The organism is Candidatus Latescibacterota bacterium (genome assembly GCA_019038625.1).
Lineage (GTDB): Bacteria > Krumholzibacteriota > Krumholzibacteriia > Krumholzibacteriales > Krumholzibacteriaceae > JAGLYV01.
In genome coordinates this window covers 34303-51407 of record JAHOYU010000078.1, presented here as the reverse complement: position 1 = coordinate 51407, position 17105 = coordinate 34303, and the positions used below count along the sequence as shown (strand labels likewise).

The window sequence follows — 17105 nt, the reverse complement described above, 5'->3', positions numbered from 1 at the left end:
GTCGTATACTTTTCCACCTTCCGGACCGGGTACCGGCCGGAGGTGTCTATCATTTTTCGTCCTCGCCCAGAAGGCCAAGCGCTTCGGCCAGTTTCAGGATCTTCCTTGCCCGCAACTCTATGGGCGCGTCTACCATCTTGCTTCCGATCGTGGCCACCCCGCTGCCACTGGCTCTCGCTTTTTCGATCGCCGCCACGACTTTCTTCGCGTACTCTATTCTCTCGGGGGTAGGCGAAAACACCTCGTGTATCGGCTTTATCTGCGAAGGATGGATGACGCCCTTGCCCTCGAATCCGAGAGCCATCGCCTCGCGGGTCGATTCGATCAGCCCCTCGATATCATTGATGTCGGAGAAGACCGTGTCGATCGCCTGGACGCCGGAGGCTTTCGCTCCAAGCACCAGCATACATCTTGCCGTCAGGCTCTCCCCACCCTCTCTGGTCCGTGCGACTCCGATATCCGCGGTAAAGTCTTCCGCGCCGAAACAGAGCGCGACCACTCTACTGCTCGAAGATCCGATCTCCCGTGCGTTGAGAATACCATTCGCCGTCTCGATCAATGGCATCAGCAGCGTCGGGGTCTCTATGTTCTCACGTTTCTCAATCTCCTCGACTATCTTTTCCACTGCGGTCACATCGGCAGCGGTCTCGCATTTCGGGATGAGGATCGTATTTGGCCTGGCAGGGATTATCATCTTCAGATCGTCCGCTCCGAACTCTGTCGACATGGGGTTGATCCTTACGATCCTTTCGGCCTTTCCATAATCTATTGTTATCAGTGTGTTTCTTATCAGGACTCGCGCGGCGTCTTTCTCCCGGGGAGATACTGAATCTTCCAGGTCAAGGATAACGCAGTCAGCGCCGAACAACCCTCCGTTCCTCATAAGGTCGGGATTGTTCCCCGGCATGTAGAGCCTGGTCCGCCGGAGCCTGTCCCTGCGCGCCTCATCGTATTCTACTACGGTATCCGGTAGGACCCCGGGGCCCGATATCTCGAACACCCTCCTGGCGGCAGCTTCCACGCGTGCCTGGATGACGTAATCAAATGCTCCCATATCGGCTACTTTTATATCCGCATCTGCGACACCAAGCCGATCGAGGGTCTCTTCGACAGTCTTCCTGATCTGATCTCCGAACATATGTCCGACGCTGCTCTCGACCTCGATCGAGATTCCGCCTTTGTCTTTCTTTTTGAGGAGAACTGAAAGATCACCTTTTTTCTCCTCTCTGCCAACACGAGTCTCGTTCATATCACTCATGATCAACTCCGGTAAGATAAGGCCCCTATCTACGAATACTACCCGGCCAGACAGACGGCCGGACACTTTTCCTGGACAGCTCGATATATAAACGGACGAGCATGAAACAAGCTACATAATAATCCTTTAGATGTCAAAAAGGAATGGATAAAAAAACGGGACGGGTGGTCCTGCCCGTCCCTATGGTCCCGAAGGTAAAGAAGAAATCTTGCTGCTCATGGCCCCTTCGGTTTTCAGTACCCTACCTGAGCCATTCTCTTAACGTTGGGGGGGGAGGCCCCGTATTCAGAAAGAGCTTCCGCGGGCTCAATGGTACTGGTTATACGATACATCAAGTACCATGCCAGAAGGGGCCATTTACTATGAATAACGGGACAGCACAAGCCCCCCATCCCACCCTTCAGCCAGACGGTTTTTAACTCCTTTATATAAAACGGGTTGCGCCCTCGCCAGGCGGCTCTGCCCGGCAAATTCAGGGTCATAAAAGAAAAACAGGGGAATAATCCCCTGCTCCTTGATAATAAAAATATTTAACGGTCGCCCCTAGCGCGTAAAGTTTCTTTCCTTAAATGTCAATTACATGAATGGTATTGCTCGGCCTTCTCTCTTTAGTCGGGATTCCGGCAGTGACCACTACCTTTCCGCTGAACCCCACTTTCCTCACCATATCCTTGACAATAGCGAAGATAGCCTCGGTCTCTTCAATACATTCGACAGAGATGCCTCTCACTCCCCACACAAGAGCCATCTGCCTGACAACAGGCAGAAAATCTGTCAGTGCCAGTACAGGTACATTCGGCCTGCGTCTGGATATCAATCTGGCTGTATGTCCTCCATGGGTCAGGACGGCGATCGCGGTGGCATCGATATCTCTGGCCACAGCAGCCACACCCGAACATATAGCATCGGTGAATATCATATCCTTGTCTGAGGTTATCACTTCACCCTGGCTGATCTTTTCCCGCCGGCACAGACTGAACTCCTCTGCCTTTTCAATGATCCTGGACATCACTCTGACTGTCCTTACCGGAAACTTGCCCGTCGCCGTCTCGGCGGACAGCATGACGGCATCTGTACCATCTATGACAGCGTTGGCAACATCGCTCGCCTCTGCTCTCGTAGGCCTTTCAGACGAGACCATCGACTCGAGCATCTGAGTCGCGGTGATCACCGGTTTGCCTCTTTTCAAACAGGCATTGATAAGCTCCTTCTGGACGATCGGCACTTCCTCCGCCGGGATCTCCACCCCCAGGTCCCCCCTTGCGATCATTATCCCGTCGGCGACCTCTATGATCTTGTCGATACAGTCGAGTGCCTCCTGTTTCTCGATCTTCGCGATCACGCGAGCGGAAGAATCCGCGTGATTTATAATATCCTGTATTTCAAGGACTTCATCAGGGCTTCTCACAAATGACAGGGCGACATAATCCACCCCGATATCGAGGCCGAAATCCAGATCTTCCCTGTCTTTTTCTGTAAGCGCCGGGGAACTGATCTTGACGCCGGGCAGGTTGACTCCCTTTCTTGAAGTCAGCAGTCCTCCATGGACCACATCACAGGTGACTTTCCTGTCCTTGATACTTTTTACCGATAGATGGATCAATCCATCGTTCAAAAATATGCTGTTCCCTGGAACGACATCGTCTGGCAGGCTGGTATATGTCACCGGGATCATCCCGTCTTCGACAGGGTCGCCCCCCGTAGTCAGGACGATCTCGCTTCCCCTGACCAGGACTACACCCCCATCATCAAGCTCGCCCACCCTTATCTTCGGACCCTGCAGGTCCTGCATGACAGCGACCGTACCGCTGATTCCCCGTATCCTTTTTACTACTTCCAGATGGTCCGCATGACTCCCGTGAGAGAAATTGATCCTCGCCACGTTCATCCCCGCATCCACAAGCTTCTTCAGAGTGTCTTCGTCCCTCGAAGCTGGACCGATCGTACATATTATCTTTGCTCTTTTCAATATTCCTCCATCGACAGGATCATGGCCACGATGCCTCTTTCGCTGTCATTGTACAACTCTGTTCACTGTTGCTTTCCGTGTTTTCAGACCCGTTTCTCTGGGTCGATTCTATGTCGCGCCCCTGATTTAATCAAAGGTTATTCTTTATTCTTATCGGCGTTGTTGTGGAGTCATTTAAATAAATAATCCTTTTTACACCTGGCAGAAGGAAAGCTCCGTTTGTTGTGCTGGCAAATATTCGTCGATTGAGTTATTCTCCCCCCATGAAAAAACGAATTCTCGGTAAGACAGATATGAATGTATCAGTAGTCGGGTTCGGTGGGATCCCGATACAGGGCCTCTCTTTCGAAGAAGCAGAAAAAGTCCTGCTGCGGGCTTTCGATGGCGGGATCAATCTCTTTGATTCGGCCAGGGGATATACCGACAGCGAGGAAAAGATCGGCCGGGCCCTGGGGCAGCATCGCGACAAGATCTACCTGGCATCAAAAGCGATGTCCCGCGATGGCAGATCGATGATGGGCGAACTCGAGACAAGCCTGAAAAAACTCGACACGGAGATGATCGATCTCTACCAGTTGCATGCCGTCGGCTCGGAACAGCAACTGGAAAAAGTCATCGGCCCGGGAGGAGCGTATCCCGCGCTGGTCAAGGCCAGGGAAGAAGGCAAGGTCAGATTTATCGGGATCACTGGACACTCGAAGGATATTCTTCTGAAAGCCGTAGCAACAGGCCTTTTCGACACTGTCCAGTTCCCGTACAACCCTATAGAGACCGAGTGGGAAGATGCTTTGATCCCGGCGGCTGCCAAAGCCGGAATGGGAACGATAGGCATGAAACCCGTGGCAGGGGGAGCCATTCATAATGTGTCCCTTTCGATACGTTTCACACTGACCAGGGGGATGACCGTATCGATACCAGGCATGGATTCTGTCAAACAGGTCGATGAAAACGTCTCCGCTGGTGAGAATCTGGACAAACTCACTGAAAAAGAACTCTCTATTCTCGCCGAAGAAAAATCTTTCTGGGGCGAACTGTTCTGTCGGCGCTGCGGATACTGCCTGCCCTGTCCATCAGGGCTGAATATTCCATTCCTTCTTCTCCTCGAAGTCTACTTTACGCGCTACGGGCTGGAGGACTGGGCCAGAAGTCGGCTTGCCACTCTCGACACATCTTATGATGCCTGCACCGAGTGCGGCGAATGCCTGGCGAAGTGCCCCTATCACCTCCCCATCCCTGAATTACTTGAAAAAGCCGGGAAAATATTTGGATGACAGGGCACGGTACTTGTATCTGTTTGAAGTAAAATAGTCAAAAATGGGTTGACAGCCTGCTTTGCATGGAAGAGGATAGTTGGAGGAACGGGTGTTTTTTCAATCGGGGACTGGATTACTGCAAACATGCAGCCGCAGAAACACCCTGGTGGCCATGAGTGATAATCACCCGGCCAGTGAATGGAAAATTGACAGTAGCCTGTCGATTGAAAGGGAGGAACCAGAATGAAGAAATGCTTATTGATGACCCTGGCCCTGATGTTGATCTCCACAGCGGCGCTTGCGCAGTTACCTCCGCTCGGCTATATCGGCCTCTTCGTGGACTCCGAACACTCGGTCTGGTGTCCCCCGGGCACTCCCACCTATTCATTTACCATGTATATCTGGTGCCTTCCGGGGGAGAACGGGCAGATGTGCGCCGAATTCGCGATAGACTACTCAGACGACCCCGGTATCATCAAGACCGCGGTGATACTGGAAGATTACATCTCGGTCTCAATGGGTGGTCTCGACACCGGAATGAGCGTCTGCTTCCTGACCTGCCAGACAGAATGGCACGCTCCGCTCTCCCAGGTCCTCTGGGTCACTACGGTCGCGAAGAACACATTACGGATTATCGAACATCCGGGACTTTCTACGCCAGCATACCAGTTCTCTAACTGCCTGGAGGGCCAGCCGATTGAACCCTGCAAGGCATACACGAGCATCTATGTGAATTCTGTACAGGGAGTCGACGCTGAATGCTCGACGACCGGAGCCGAATCGTTCAGCTGGGGCGCGATCAAACAGCTTATGCCCAATTAAAAGACCCTCACGGACACTGGTCCGGGCAGGTAAATATTATAGAAAAAGGCCCCTCGTTGAGGGGCCTTTTCATTATTCTGTTCCAGACACCGGATCTTTTTATTTTCCGTTGATCCCGGTGACAAGCCTGCCTGCCAGACTGTCGGCAAGAGCCGGATCCTCTTCGAAACCTGTTACCACAGCCATCCACCTGCCGACCTGTACGGCGACTACCCGGCCTCTATAGGGAGCCTCACCATCCACCATCAGGCAACTGACTCCGGAAAGTTCAGCCTTTTCAACTCCGGTTCCTATCATCTCCGCGTACGAAGATATAAGCCCCGCAGCCTCATCCGCATCTGGAGATGTGAACAGATACACCTTCCCCTTCACGGAATCTCTTTCATACCGGGCAACGAATGCGGGGGGCAGCTTTGAACTGCTCATGACACCTGTTGTCATATAAGTGATGCTTTTCTTTACAAGATCTTCCTTCGGGAACAGCGCCACCTCGGAAGGTTCCCCTCCAAACCCTTTTATCGTTTTTGCGATCTCAGCGGCGAAAGTCTTCATCGCCTCTTTCATCCCCGGTCCTTCACTGTATGAATAGACCTTTACATAAAACCTGTCTTTCCAGAAATGGAGCGTATACTCGTCTCCGAACGCCTCACAACCGATCTCCAGATATTCCGCGTCAGGACTTCTCAGCATCGAATAGATACCGAATGTCATCAGGGGACTGCCATGATCATAGATCTCTACCTTGATCTCCCGTTCCGATGGATCGAGATAATGCATGGCCACGACCTGCCTGAAATCGTACATGAGAAAGCTTTCGGCAGAGCCGTTTATATACTCCCACAAGTTGTCGGGCAGGTACGATATGACATCCCCGTCCCTGGCCCATCCTTCGAGCTGCCCGGATGCGGGCAGAAGGCCCTCGGCCGCCTGTTCTTCTGCCGGACAGAGCCCACTCCACGTGACCACGAGTATCACCATGGCAGCGATCTTCAATAAAATTCGTTTCTTCATCGGTCTACCGCCTTTTTAGTCCCCAATGATTTTCTGCTTCTATATATTATAAAGCTGCGTCGGTCGATTTGCTCCATTTTTTTACGAGATTCTTTGAACATCTCTTTTTATGGAGAATACACCTCCGAAATGTTATATTGGACCGGTACAGAAAGGGGATCCGATGGGATTTATTAAAAGACTTCTCGGACTTGAGACCAAACCGGGAGAACCCGCCCCGTTGACCGATGAACGGTTCGACGAGGAAATAGCGGAAAGTGGACTGCCCTGTTTTGTCTATTGCTTCAGTCTTTGGTGTTCATCCTGCCAGGTAATGGGAGGTCTACTCAACGAAGTCGGCCCCGACTACGCTGATCAGGCAAGGTTCTTCAAGCTCGACGTCACAAAGAACCCGGCAACCGCTTCGAGACTCGGTATAAAGGGCGTCCCGGCGATCTTCTTCTTCCGTGATGGAAAACCGGTCGAGAGCCACACGGGCCTGATCCCTCTCGATCCCCTGAAGGAATGGATCGAAATGAATATATCAGGAAAAGAACGCCCAGCACTTCAGGAAAATCCGACATTACCGAACGATGAACCGGGTGCGGCGGACGATATCATCCCCGGCAGTGGCCCTCTGCTGTAAGTTCATCCGGCCTGAGCCCGCAGGAGGCACATGTGAAAGCGCTTAGTCTGTTTATCATCACGACTCTGATAGCGGTGATCCCGTCCATTTCGGCCGCGGGGGAAAATCGTTTTTACCTCAAGGCTTCGGGAGGCGGCAGCCACCCTATCCTTCCCTCGCTTTCCAGCGAGCTTTCGCTTCAGGGCAACGAAGACCTCTCCGTCGGCTACGGCCTTGCGGTATCCCTGGGAAAGACTTTTCAGAACGGAAGCTGGGCAGGCGAGGCCTGGGTCGCTGTATCGCGATATCCGGCGATACATTATCAGAACGATTTTGAGAACTTCGACGCGGACCTCACGAAATACAGTTATGCTTTCGTTTTCAAGAGATGTCTCCGCCCGGACAGCAAGTCGTTCGTTCCCTGGGTCGGCATCGGCCTCGGCTATGGTTCGGCCAACCTCATCAACGGCACCGGCAAACTTGACGGGTTCGAGGGCCTGGCGGTCCTTCAACTTGAGCACCGGGTCAAGGATAATATCAGCCTTCTTGTCGAGGGCATATATTTGATATCCTTTTCTGAAAAACGTTTCAGTTCGCCCTTTCTGGAAACCAGCCATCATGACGCGATCCGGGACAGTGCGGAGAAGCCGCTCAACGACAGGTTTTCATCTTTCGATCTTAGGATCGGCGTAAATATCTGGTTGAAACCCCCAAGGCCTTACTGAGCACGCGGGAGATCCTTTCAGGGAGAGAGACCATGATGAGAAGAATGACTATGCCGGCCTGCCTGTTTTCATTCGTTATGATCCTCGCCCTTACCTGCTGCAGCGGAGCTTCTTCACAGAAGAAGAAAGAAGCTGGAACAGAAAAAATGGTAGGAGGATGCTCTATCGATACGATCTGTATCGGGATCGCTATTCCGATTGTCCACGGATCGACCGGAACAGGCCGGATCGAACTGAGATCGATCGAGGACCGCGGAAAAAAACTCTTTCGGGATGTCGCGATCGAGCTTACAGCGCTGATCGATTCTGTCGGTATCGACGTCACGGGCAGGTCCGAACTGATTCAAATTGCCAGCGGCCCATGCTGGCCGGCATTCAGGGTCACGATAAGGGCTGACCTTGAATCCCCGGTCTTTTCCAAAAGATTAAAAGAACTTCTTCTCTCGACTCCGATGGCAGGATTTACACCATATCCTGAACGCGGCACGGATTATGGCCCATTCTTCATCACGGCAATAAGAGGATCCAGCGACCTGTGGACTGTATGGTACCGCTGACGAGACCCGGAACTATGGATAAAAGAATACCTTTATTGATCCTTGTCACTCTCGCCGCCATTTTCTTCTACGGCCGGATCGACTACGCTTCCAGTCCATTCGTCGATATGGACCTCAAATATTATCGGCTGATAGCTGACGCGTCTCCCTCGGTCGATATGGAAGTGCCCCGGCCTTTCTCATACAGACTCCTTGGCCCGTACCTTTCAGGTCTCGCGGGAGACGGCAGGATAGCAGGTTTCCAACTGCTCACCATATTTTCCTCTCTCGCTATGGTCATCTGCCTCTATTTTTTGTTTATCTCGATGGGGATCTCCCGCTCATCGGCCTTCCTCGCTCTCGTCATGCTCGTACTCAACAAGCATCTGTTCGGTTCAGGCAACTGGAACATATTTCAGGTAAAAGACACATTATCCATGGCCCTTGTGGCCGTAATGTTTCTTGCGCTGCGTAATGACAGAAGAATAGTATTCAGCGTGGCTCTTGCCGTGGGAGCCGCCTCAGGAGAACTGGCCCTTCTCATGATACCGGTTCTGTTCCTGTATGACTTTATTAAGGGACGACTCCCGGGGAACTGGAAAAACCCGATCCTCGTCGTTCTGCCGGCTTTGATAGTCTTCGTAGTCATCCGCCTCGTGATCCCGCCTGTCGGAGGAATGTCTCTATTCGAAGCTGCCGTCCACTACGGTGGTAAATTGAAATACCCCATGACATGGTTCGGGCTCCTTCTGAACCCGTTTATCCCCCTGACATTTCTTCCCCTTATATTTTTCAGGGAAACGGGGCGTTTTGTCAGGGAAAATACCGACATCTCCCTGTTTTTCATCCTGGTCCTGGTAAGCGCGTTCTTCGGTTCAAACAACGAAAGGCTGATGGCTCCAGCTGCGATCTCCTTCTTCGCCCTGATCGCGGGGATACTGGACAGGCCTGACATGGGTGGTAAGATGATCCGGGGGCTTATCCTTGCGGCAGGGCTTTTTTCGTCCCTTCACCATTCCATGGCGAGATTCCCGTTACCGGAGAGAAAATTCACCATCATACTTTCGGCTGGGTCACTTCTTTTCGTCTCGATCATTCTGGCCATTCGCGCAATCCACTTCCGCAGACGCGCTGTCTGACAGATCAGGCACAGTCGGGGAAAACTCAGGACTTCTGTTCATCCTCGAGCCATCGTGGTACAGGCAGAGGGCTGAATCCGGCCCCGTAGACAATATCGTCTCCCTTGACGAGAGCCCGCCTGATCCATGGAAGATTGACCGCCGCGCTCGCGATAGTACGGTGAAATATGTTCTTAGGCTTCGTCCATGGACACACCGCCTGGCATATCCCGCAGGTATATCCGGTGTGGCCCCAGTACTGGAGACATGCTTCGGGGTTGAGCTTCCATCTCCAGCTACCGTTCACCAGGGTCTTTTCGAGAGGAATCGCGCCCGAAGGACAGGTAACAGCGCATTTTTTGCATTTATCGCAGAAATCCTGCATCCCTATGTCGACCGGGTCGTCAAACTCAAGAGGCAGATCGGTGGTCACCGCAGCCAGCCGGAAATTCGCGCCGGACTGTCGGCTGACAAGATATCCACACCTCCCGAGTTCGCCGATACCTGAATCGACGGCAACAGGGACCAGCATGATCAAATAATTTCTAAGGTGGTGAGCCCTGGCAGGATAGCCCAATGCCCTGATGAATCTGGCAAGCTGAACCGAAACAAGCACGCTCTTCGCGTAGACCCTGCCGACCTCGAAATCCACAGCCCTCGTCGAACCGGTACCGACCAGTTCCTTTTTCTGATCAAAAGCCATCGATATGGCGCCGGAATGCTTCAGTTCTATCGGGCCACCATACTTTGCCCCCTGGTATCCTTCCGGTATACCACTGAAATACGGGGCGTTCGTATATCCGCCCTCAAAGAATGGCCTCGATCCCCTGTGGCTGTATACCCATTCCTGTTTCAACGGGCCGATCCTCACATCATCTGCTCCGATGGCCCGCGCAAAGGCCTTAACCTTTGCCGCCGCCTCGGCAGGTGACCAGTCTGCCTTCTCAAGCGCCGGTTCACCGTCTACCATGTCCGGAAGGGCAAGTGCCGCGGAACTCTTGAAATGAGCCTCATATATGGCATCGGCAAGTAGATCGTCACTGCCGCCCGGCTCCATTTTCAGGGTAATGAATCTGGCAAGTTTTCTGTCGATTTCGATATTCTCGGGGTGCAGGGAATGATATGCGACCTCGTTGGGAGAACCCTCGACAAGAGCTTCTCTGGAAAAGACTGTATCGCGCTCGTCGAATGGCTTTATTTCACCATCTGTGACATAGGTGGGGCCTGCACTCATCTGATTATCCTCCTGCTCATTAACTCCTTTGATAATAACGGATTCCGGAGAGCTTGGCTAATCATTTTTTATATACCGAAATAAACTGGTCTATTGAGTATTTTTTACTTTTCCTTTATGGTGGAGGGGCTATCTTTAGCTGATAATGAAAGAAAGTAAGTCGGCTATCAATAAATGAAACAGGAGGACTAAGAATATGGCAATGCTGCTTTCCGGCAACCAGGCGCTTGCCCGCGGTATGTACGAATACGGCGGCGAATTCGCCTCGGCCTATCCGGGCACTCCGAGCACGGAGATACTTCAGGTCATAGCGAAGTTTTTCAAGGACGACGTTTACGCCGAGTGGGCGGTAAACGAGAAAGTGGCTCTGGAAGTAGCAGTAGGCGCCAGCTACGGCGGAGCCAGGACACTGGCCGCGATGAAACATGTCGGGCTCAATGTCGCTGCCGATGCGTTCATGACCCTTTCATATACTGGAGTAGGGGCTGGCCTGATCATTGTCAGCGCAGACGATCCGAGCCTCCACTCATCCCAGAATGAACAGGACAACCGGTATTACGGAAAAATGGCTTCTGTCCCGGTGCTTGAACCATCGACAAGCCAGGAAGCGAAGGATTTCGTCAAGATCGGATTCGAGATAAGCGAGCAGTTCGATACTCCTGTAATTCTCAGGCTTACTACCAGGATCTGCCACGCCAAGGGCCTGGTCGAGATAGGCGAACGCAAGACCGTAGAAAACAAGGGGTTCGAGAGAAATATAGAAAAGTACGTAATGGTCCCTGCTTATGCCGCTAAAAGACACAAACTGGTGATTGAGCGCCTTGAAAAGCTCAAGGAATACGCCGAGACTTCGGAGATCAACTATATAGAATGGAACGACAAAAAGATCGGTATTATCACCGGGGCGATCGCTTACCAGCACGCCCGCGAGGCGATGCCCGATGCGAGTATCCTCAAGCTCGGCATGGGGTACCCTCTACCGATAAAAAAGATCCGCGAATTTGCTTCAAAAGTCGACAGACTTTTTGTAGTAGAAGAACTCGAAGGATTCTACGAGGAGATCATAGCCGCCGAGGGGATCAAGGTCGAGGGCAAGAAGTTCTTCTCCAATCACATGGAACTCAATGTAGACCGCGTCCGGAAAGGCTTCATCGAGGCGGGAGTACTCGATTCATCTGTCATGCCTGAATCGGTTGAGACAGAATCAGTCCTTCCTCGTCCTCCGGTCCTTTGCTCAGGGTGCCCTCACAGGGGCATCATGGTGGCTCTGAAAAAGGCTGGAGTCTATACAAACGGAGATATCGGTTGTTACACTCTGGGCGCGCTTCCACCACTGAACCAGATAGATTCCTGCCTCTGCATGGGCGCCTCGATCGGCAACGCGTTCGGCATTGAAAGGGCCGGCAAGACCGAAAAGAAGGCAGTCGCCCTGATCGGGGACAGCACCTTCCTTCACAGCGGCATCACAGCCCTGGCCAGCGTAGTGTACAACGGAGGCACTACGACGAATATCATCGTCGACAACAGGATCACCGCGATGACTGGAGGGCAGGACAACCCCTCGACATCGAAGACTCTTATGGGAGACGCCGTTGAGCCTGTCAATCTCGCTGAGATCTGCAGGGCCGTCGGTGTGAAGCATGTCCGCGAAGTCGATCCATATGACGTTGATGAGTCATACAAGGTCCTTAAAGAAGAACTGGACAGGGAAGCCGTCTCGGTGATAATCACCAACAGGCCCTGCATGCTCTTTCCTAAAAAGATCAAGGACGAACCCTACACGGTAGAAGCCGACAACTGTATCGCCTGTGGTGCCTGTTTCAATGTAGGCTGCCCGTCTATATCGATCTCGGAAGAGACTAACGAAAAGGGCAGACCTAAAGCAGTAATAGACGAGTACACCTGTACCGGCTGCACCATATGTGCACAGGTCTGTCCCGTCGATGCCATAGTAAAGATCGAATCCTGATCAGGACTGAAATAGAAAGGACCCGAGATATGAAAAACGGCACTACAAATGTTCTGATCGTCGGAGTCGGAGGGCAGGGGGTACTTCTGGCCAGCGAGATCCTCACCGAAGTAGCAAAAGAAAGCGGGCTGGACGCGAAAAAGAGTGAAGTGCATGGGATGTCCCAGAGGGGTGGGATAGTGACAAGCCACATCAGATTCGGCGAAGAGGTGATGTCTCCACTTATCCCCTCACGGGAGGCCAACGTTATCCTGGCTTTCGAGCTGGCCGAAGCTCTTCGCTGGGTTGGCGATCTTCATCCTGATGGCAATATCATCATCAACGAGCAGAAGATCATCCCGACGATCACAACGACCGGCAAGTTCTTCTATCCCGAAAAGGTCGTCGATAAGATAAAAACTCTCGTTCCAGGAGCTATCGTAGTTGATGCATATCAGATCGCTATGGACCTCGGCAATTCGCGCCTGGTCAACACGATCCTTCTGGGTGTTCTTTCTCTCTCTCTTGAGATAGAGGAGGAGACCTGGCTGAAGGTCATCGAGCGTATGGCTCCCAAGGGGACCGGTGAATTGAACAAGAAGGCATTCATGGCGGGCAGGGAAGTAAAATAGAGTCGGCCTTCAAAACCAGGGACCCAGGAAAAAAGAAACCCGCGGAGACTGTTCTCCACGGGTTTTTCCAGAAATTGCGAGCCTGTTCAGTTTTTTATCTATCCTGCTTGTCAGTCAGAGCTGCCTCGATCAGAATATCGGTCAATTTCTTCACCCCGGCGCTCACCTCATCACTGAGCCCGTCTCCGATCCTCATCTCTTTCGGCTGGATCCCGATCATGATCGGATCGCCCTTCCACTCATCTCTCAGATAGATGATCATATAATGCAGAGACAGGGTATGCGTACTGCTCGCTGTCACCATCATCTTTTCCAGAGGAATTATCCTCACTTCCCCCGGTTCTCCTCCGAAATCAACAGCATCGATGTATATAGCACTGTCAAGATCCTGCCTCTCTACCCATCCCCCGTAATTTTCAGGGACCTCGGCGCAATCGACGATCGGGAGGTCTATCTTCCCCTGAAGACCCTCTACGACTACACAGCCGGCGCCATCATCTCCCTTGATCACATTGCCTATACCGACTACGCCGAAACGCTTGCCTTCAAGGCGTGCCAGCAATTTTTCCCTCAACTTCTCCATATATCCAAGCACCTCCCGGGTACGATTCCCCTGGCAGGGAACTCTCATCACCTGCCGTCCTGATTAATGAAGTGCCATTCCCTCTCATTTACAAGATCAAAAAAAAAGGCCCCCGAAGAGGGAGGCCTGAATTCGCAAGATCCCATCCGGGTCAGCTTGTCCCCCACTCATCCGAAAGGATATAAGCGGCACGGCAGTTCGGGCAGAGGACCCTGATGAAATTATCTCTTTCGAGATTTTTCCGAGGATTGTCCCCGGTTCCCTCTTCCACCAATTTTAATTCTCCATATTTGTATACTGTAAGGGTCGGGTTCGCGAACGAAAGCTCTCCAAGCTTTTTGCCGATCCACTTAATATGGTCTTTTGCCGTGATAGGGGTACTGCAATGCTCGCAGAAGAGCAGTTCCTTGTCATGCGTGTTGATCGCATCAGCCATATCAAAGCATGATTTCTCGAAATCAGGGTCGAGCTCGATTCCCTTGTTTGTGATGCAGTACTCATAGCACTGGCTGCAGAATATGCAGTTGCCCCAATTTCTCTCGATCCTGCGTACCATCTTCCCTTCATCTTCCCTGTATTCATCAACGATCTCTATGGCCCCGGCCGGGCATACCTGGGCGCACGAACCGCAACCGACACATTCGTCAGGCACATAGGTCGGTGTACCACGGAAATGTTCAGGAACCGTCGCGGGTACCTTGGGGAACTTCGATGTGTACGGCCCCTTGATCAGGGCTGTGATAGCTTCCTTGAGTTCTCTCAGTTTTGGATAACGCATTATATCTACCAACCCCCGCTACAGTTAAAGCCTCCCGTGTCAGGAGGAGCTGTCGGCACCTTCATTGTCCTCAGCATATTTATCCATTACGCTGCCCTTCCATAACCGGACACCTGACTTGTGAGCAGCTCTCGCTATGGCATGAGCTCCCGTTGGAGAAGTTATCAGGACGAACCAGATACAGAGCAGGGCTTTTACACCGATCGAGTTTATGCCGGTATAAAAGACTACCGCCAGTAATATCATGCTCGTTCCCAGAGTGACGCATTTAGTGGCCGCCTGGAGGCGGTTATATACATCGGGTAGCCTTACCAGGCCGATACAACCGATTACGTCAAAAGTGATACCGATGATAAGAAATATCAGGCCTATCGTCTCATTCATCGAAACCCCTCCCCTCAAGGTATTTTGACAGGGCAAGCGTTCCGATGAAACTCAGAAGAGCCCAGGATATTCCGATATTCATATACAGGTCTTTCTTGGTGATGATCGAGTATATCGCGCAGAAACCGACTACGAGGGTTCCAAGAATATCAATCGCCACCGTCCTGTCGGGTGCTGTAGGCCCCTTCCCTACCCTGTACAGGCAGAGGAAAATGCAGAGAATCAACAGCGCGATAAAGACACTCACTCAAATATCCTTTCTAACAGATTTTCGAAACGGGATACGATGATCTCCGTTTCCTTCTCCGGATCGTCGGAAGTAATGTTTATCCAGTGAACGTACAGGTTTTCACCGACACAATCCACCGTCAGCGTTCCGGGTGTCAGCGTGATAGAATTCGCAAGGAACGTCCTCGCCATATCACTCTTCAACCTCATCTTGACCTTGACGATCCCGGGGCGGATCGGCATGTAGAGATTCAGGACCCGGTAGGCAACATCGAAGTTCGCCCGTATGACATAACCTAAAAATACGACAGCATAGACTATCATCCAGTAGAGCCTGATCGGGTTGAAGAGCTTGATCGCTCCTATTGGAAAGATATCTCCAAGCAGCAGTTCCGCTATAAGCGCGACAACGACACCGACCAGAACTTCCTGCCAGGCGACGGACCACGTCAAAAGCATCCAGATGCCCAGTAGAATCAGAAAATGTAAGAATCGTTTCATCGATTACCCTTTTTCATTTACCTGCCCAGAAAACTTATATATTGCGCCTTGTCCAGTAACGCGTCTTTCGCAGCTTCGATCAGGTTCTGATCGACCAACGGATAGAAGATACCTAGCGCAAGGCACAGAATTGCCAGAATGACCAATGGTAGTACCATCGCGAAGGGAGCTTCTTTGATTTTCTCGAACTTCTCCGGAAGCTTTCCGAAAATAACATTCATTTGTAATCTGATGAAAGAGATCATCGTCATAAAGGCGACCAGGATCGCCAGAATACCATATATCGTATATCCGGCTTTCATGAACGCAACGATGATGATCAGCTTGCTCCAGAATCCGTTAAATGGCGGCACACCTGAAATCGATAACGAGGCTATCGAGCAGGTAGCAGATGTGAAAGGCATACGCCTGATAAGCCCACCCATTTCTGTTTTGTCTTTCGTCCCCGTCCGGTATTCGAAAGAACCGGCACAGAGAAAGAGGCAGGACTTGAAAACAGCGTGGTTGACCATATGAAAGAGCCCGCCGAATAACGCCAGCGCCGCGAGCGCCGGGGGTACGTTCGGATTGAGACCAAGACCGAGCCCCATCATCACATATCCCATCTGGCTTATCGAGTGATACGCCAGCATTCTTTTAAAATCATGCTGTCCGACAGCGAGGAAGACGCCGACAAGCATCGAAAGCGCTCCCAGGAACATGAGTATCGAAGAGACCATAGTGTCTGAACCGAATATGTTGAACATGATCCTTGCGATCGAATAGATGCCAAGAGCCTTGATAAGTACGCCTGAGAGCATGGCGGATATGGGAGCTGGCGCGCTCGGATGCGCGTCTGGCAACCAGGCATGGAACGGAACAGACGACGCCTTGAGCCCGAATCCCATGATGAACAGAGCCATTACGAATCCCATCGCGTGGTTGTGTCCGATCTCTGGAATCTTGACCGCGAGATCCGGCATGTTGAGAGTTCCAGTCATCGAATAGAGGAAGGCTATTCCAAAGAGTACAACCGTGCTGGCCACTCCACCCAGGATCAGGTACTTGAACGAGGCCTCGAGTTCATTTTTCTCGCAGCCAAATCCTACGAGAGCGTACGAGGCGATCGACGCGATCTCAAGGAAGACATACAAGTTGAACATGTCTCCAGTTATGACTACGCCGTTCATCCCTGCGATCATCAGAAGGAACAGTGTGTAGAACTTCGGCTTGGCCGTATATGTGGTCATGTACTTCATCGAGTAGATCATGGACAGCAGGCCAATAACATTGATGATGACCAGCATCACCGAGCTGAGGCCATCCGATACCAGCAGGATACCGATGGGTGGCGCCCACCCGCCCAACTGATAAGAGAAAGGAGACTCGAAAAGCATCATGATAGCCATTGAGGCCAGGCTGATCATCGCCAGGAATGCAAGAAAATCAGTTACCTTCTTGTTGACCTTTGTGACCAGCAGATTGATGAAGGCCATGGCCAGTGGAATCGCTGTAAATAATGGAAAATATGCCTGCATTTGT

General features: G+C 51.8%; 18 protein-coding genes. 8 read left to right on the top strand and 10 right to left on the bottom strand.

Translation table 11 applies throughout. The features are described from left to right. Positions 1 to 49: 49 nt before the first annotated feature. Both citD and pyk read right to left on the bottom strand, forming a co-directional pair. Complete coding sequence (citD, locus tag KOO63_06025; protein ID MBU8921360.1) at positions 50 to 1258, bottom strand: citrate lyase acyl carrier protein; 1209 nt, start codon at positions 1256 to 1258, stop codon at positions 50 to 52. Positions 1259 to 1823: 565 nt separating this feature from the next. Then, a complete protein-coding gene (gene pyk / locus KOO63_06020; GenBank protein MBU8921359.1) occupies positions 1824 to 3227 on the bottom strand; it encodes a pyruvate kinase in 1404 nt (467 codons plus the stop codon). 293 nt (positions 3228 to 3520) lie between these two features. Between pyk and KOO63_06015 the strand changes: the two genes are divergently transcribed. Beyond that, a complete protein-coding gene (locus tag KOO63_06015) occupies positions 3521 to 4498 on the top strand; it encodes an aldo/keto reductase (GenBank protein ID MBU8921358.1) in 978 nt (325 codons plus the stop codon). Between the two features lie 225 nt (positions 4499 to 4723). Further along, positions 4724 to 5302, top strand: a complete 579-nt coding sequence (locus tag KOO63_06010) for a hypothetical protein (protein ID MBU8921357.1) — start codon at positions 4724 to 4726, stop codon at positions 5300 to 5302. A 99-nt stretch (positions 5303 to 5401) separates the two neighbouring features. Here KOO63_06010 and KOO63_06005 read toward each other — a convergent pair whose 3' ends face one another. After that, positions 5402 to 6313 carry a hypothetical protein gene (locus KOO63_06005; GenBank protein MBU8921356.1) on the bottom strand — a complete coding sequence of 304 codons (912 nt, stop codon included), beginning with the start codon at positions 6311 to 6313 and terminating at the stop codon, positions 5402 to 5404. Positions 6314 to 6476: 163 nt separating this feature from the next. On the opposite strand from KOO63_06005, the gene KOO63_06000 reads away from it, so the two are divergent. From KOO63_06000 to KOO63_05985, 4 genes are read left to right on the top strand one after another with little or no spacing between them, the layout of a single operon-like run. Beyond that, positions 6477 to 6938 carry a thioredoxin gene (locus KOO63_06000; GenBank protein ID MBU8921355.1) on the top strand — a complete coding sequence of 154 codons (462 nt, stop codon included), beginning with the start codon at positions 6477 to 6479 and terminating at the stop codon, positions 6936 to 6938. A 32-nt stretch (positions 6939 to 6970) separates the two neighbouring features. Beyond that, on the top strand, positions 6971 to 7642 hold the full coding sequence (locus KOO63_05995; GenBank protein ID MBU8921354.1) for a hypothetical protein: 672 nt from the start codon (positions 6971 to 6973) through the stop codon (positions 7640 to 7642). Between the two features lie 32 nt (positions 7643 to 7674). Continuing rightward, positions 7675 to 8199: a hypothetical protein gene (locus KOO63_05990; GenBank protein MBU8921353.1), complete on the top strand. Its 525-nt coding sequence runs from the start codon at positions 7675 to 7677 to the stop codon at positions 8197 to 8199. Between the two features lie 14 nt (positions 8200 to 8213). Further along, a complete protein-coding gene (locus KOO63_05985; protein ID MBU8921352.1) occupies positions 8214 to 9317 on the top strand; it encodes a hypothetical protein in 1104 nt (367 codons plus the stop codon). 25 nt (positions 9318 to 9342) lie between these two features. On the opposite strand, the gene KOO63_05980 is transcribed toward KOO63_05985, so the two are convergent. After that, positions 9343 to 10530 (bottom strand): reductive dehalogenase, encoded by a 1188-nt coding sequence (locus tag KOO63_05980; GenBank protein ID MBU8921351.1) that lies wholly within the window; start codon positions 10528 to 10530, stop codon positions 9343 to 9345. Positions 10531 to 10726: 196 nt separating this feature from the next. Here KOO63_05980 and iorA point away from each other — a divergent pair, with 196 nt between their 5' ends. Both iorA and KOO63_05970 read left to right on the top strand, forming a co-directional pair. After that, the gene (gene iorA / locus KOO63_05975; GenBank protein MBU8921350.1) at positions 10727 to 12499 is read left to right on the top strand and encodes an indolepyruvate ferredoxin oxidoreductase subunit alpha; all 1773 of its coding nucleotides are present in this window, start codon (positions 10727 to 10729) and stop codon (positions 12497 to 12499) included. 29 nt (positions 12500 to 12528) lie between these two features. Continuing rightward, positions 12529 to 13110, top strand: a complete 582-nt coding sequence (locus tag KOO63_05970) for an indolepyruvate oxidoreductase subunit beta (protein ID MBU8921349.1) — start codon at positions 12529 to 12531, stop codon at positions 13108 to 13110. Between the two features lie 94 nt (positions 13111 to 13204). On the opposite strand, the gene KOO63_05965 is transcribed toward KOO63_05970, so the two are convergent. The 6 genes from KOO63_05965 to KOO63_05940 all read right to left on the bottom strand — a co-directional run bounded on the left by KOO63_05965 (position 13205) and on the right by KOO63_05940 (position 17101). Beyond that, a complete protein-coding gene (locus KOO63_05965; protein MBU8921348.1) occupies positions 13205 to 13693 on the bottom strand; it encodes a hydrogenase maturation protease in 489 nt (162 codons plus the stop codon). 151 nt (positions 13694 to 13844) lie between these two features. Further along, on the bottom strand, positions 13845 to 14471 hold the full coding sequence (locus tag KOO63_05960) for a 4Fe-4S dicluster domain-containing protein (GenBank protein ID MBU8921347.1): 627 nt from the start codon (positions 14469 to 14471) through the stop codon (positions 13845 to 13847). Between the two features lie 39 nt (positions 14472 to 14510). After that, positions 14511 to 14855 carry a monovalent cation/H(+) antiporter subunit G gene (gene mnhG / locus KOO63_05955; GenBank protein MBU8921346.1) on the bottom strand — a complete coding sequence of 115 codons (345 nt, stop codon included), beginning with the start codon at positions 14853 to 14855 and terminating at the stop codon, positions 14511 to 14513. Further along, positions 14848 to 15102: a cation:proton antiporter gene (locus KOO63_05950; protein ID MBU8921345.1), complete on the bottom strand. Its 255-nt coding sequence runs from the start codon at positions 15100 to 15102 to the stop codon at positions 14848 to 14850. The genes mnhG and KOO63_05950 overlap by 8 nt, the downstream gene beginning before the upstream one ends. Further along, the gene (locus KOO63_05945; protein ID MBU8921344.1) at positions 15099 to 15584 is read right to left on the bottom strand and encodes a Na+/H+ antiporter subunit E; all 486 of its coding nucleotides are present in this window, start codon (positions 15582 to 15584) and stop codon (positions 15099 to 15101) included. The genes KOO63_05950 and KOO63_05945 overlap by 4 nt, the downstream gene beginning before the upstream one ends. Positions 15585 to 15601: 17 nt before the next feature. Further along, complete coding sequence (locus KOO63_05940) at positions 15602 to 17101, bottom strand: monovalent cation/H+ antiporter subunit D family protein (protein ID MBU8921343.1); 1500 nt, start codon at positions 17099 to 17101, stop codon at positions 15602 to 15604. Between the last annotated feature and the right edge of the window lie 4 nt (positions 17102 to 17105).

Bases quoted from the DNA above. Each gene is read 5' to 3' on its own strand.
- citD (MBU8921360.1), bottom strand. From the start codon at position 1,258: ATGAGTGATATGAACGAGACTCGTGTTGGCAGAGAGGAGAAAAAAGGT.
- KOO63_06015 (MBU8921358.1), top strand. From the start codon at position 3,521: ATGAATGTATCAGTAGTCGGGTTCGGTGGGATCCCGATACAGGGCCTC.
- KOO63_06010 (MBU8921357.1), top strand. From the start codon at position 4,724: ATGAAGAAATGCTTATTGATGACCCTGGCCCTGATGTTGATCTCCACA.
- KOO63_06005 (MBU8921356.1), bottom strand. From the start codon at position 6,313: ATGAAGAAACGAATTTTATTGAAGATCGCTGCCATGGTGATACTCGTG.
- KOO63_06000 (MBU8921355.1), top strand. From the start codon at position 6,477: ATGGGATTTATTAAAAGACTTCTCGGACTTGAGACCAAACCGGGAGAA.
- KOO63_05990 (MBU8921353.1), top strand. From the start codon at position 7,675: ATGATGAGAAGAATGACTATGCCGGCCTGCCTGTTTTCATTCGTTATG.
- KOO63_05985 (MBU8921352.1), top strand. From the start codon at position 8,214: ATGGATAAAAGAATACCTTTATTGATCCTTGTCACTCTCGCCGCCATT.
- KOO63_05980 (MBU8921351.1), bottom strand. From the start codon at position 10,530: ATGAGTGCAGGCCCCACCTATGTCACAGATGGTGAAATAAAGCCATTC.
- iorA (MBU8921350.1), top strand. From the start codon at position 10,727: ATGGCAATGCTGCTTTCCGGCAACCAGGCGCTTGCCCGCGGTATGTAC.
- KOO63_05970 (MBU8921349.1), top strand. From the start codon at position 12,529: ATGAAAAACGGCACTACAAATGTTCTGATCGTCGGAGTCGGAGGGCAG.
- KOO63_05965 (MBU8921348.1), bottom strand. From the start codon at position 13,693: ATGGAGAAGTTGAGGGAAAAATTGCTGGCACGCCTTGAAGGCAAGCGT.
- KOO63_05960 (MBU8921347.1), bottom strand. From the start codon at position 14,471: ATGCGTTATCCAAAACTGAGAGAACTCAAGGAAGCTATCACAGCCCTG.
- mnhG (MBU8921346.1), bottom strand. From the start codon at position 14,855: ATGAATGAGACGATAGGCCTGATATTTCTTATCATCGGTATCACTTTT.
- KOO63_05945 (MBU8921344.1), bottom strand. From the start codon at position 15,584: ATGAAACGATTCTTACATTTTCTGATTCTACTGGGCATCTGGATGCTT.
- KOO63_05940 (MBU8921343.1), bottom strand. From the start codon at position 17,101: ATGCAGGCATATTTTCCATTATTTACAGCGATTCCACTGGCCATGGCC.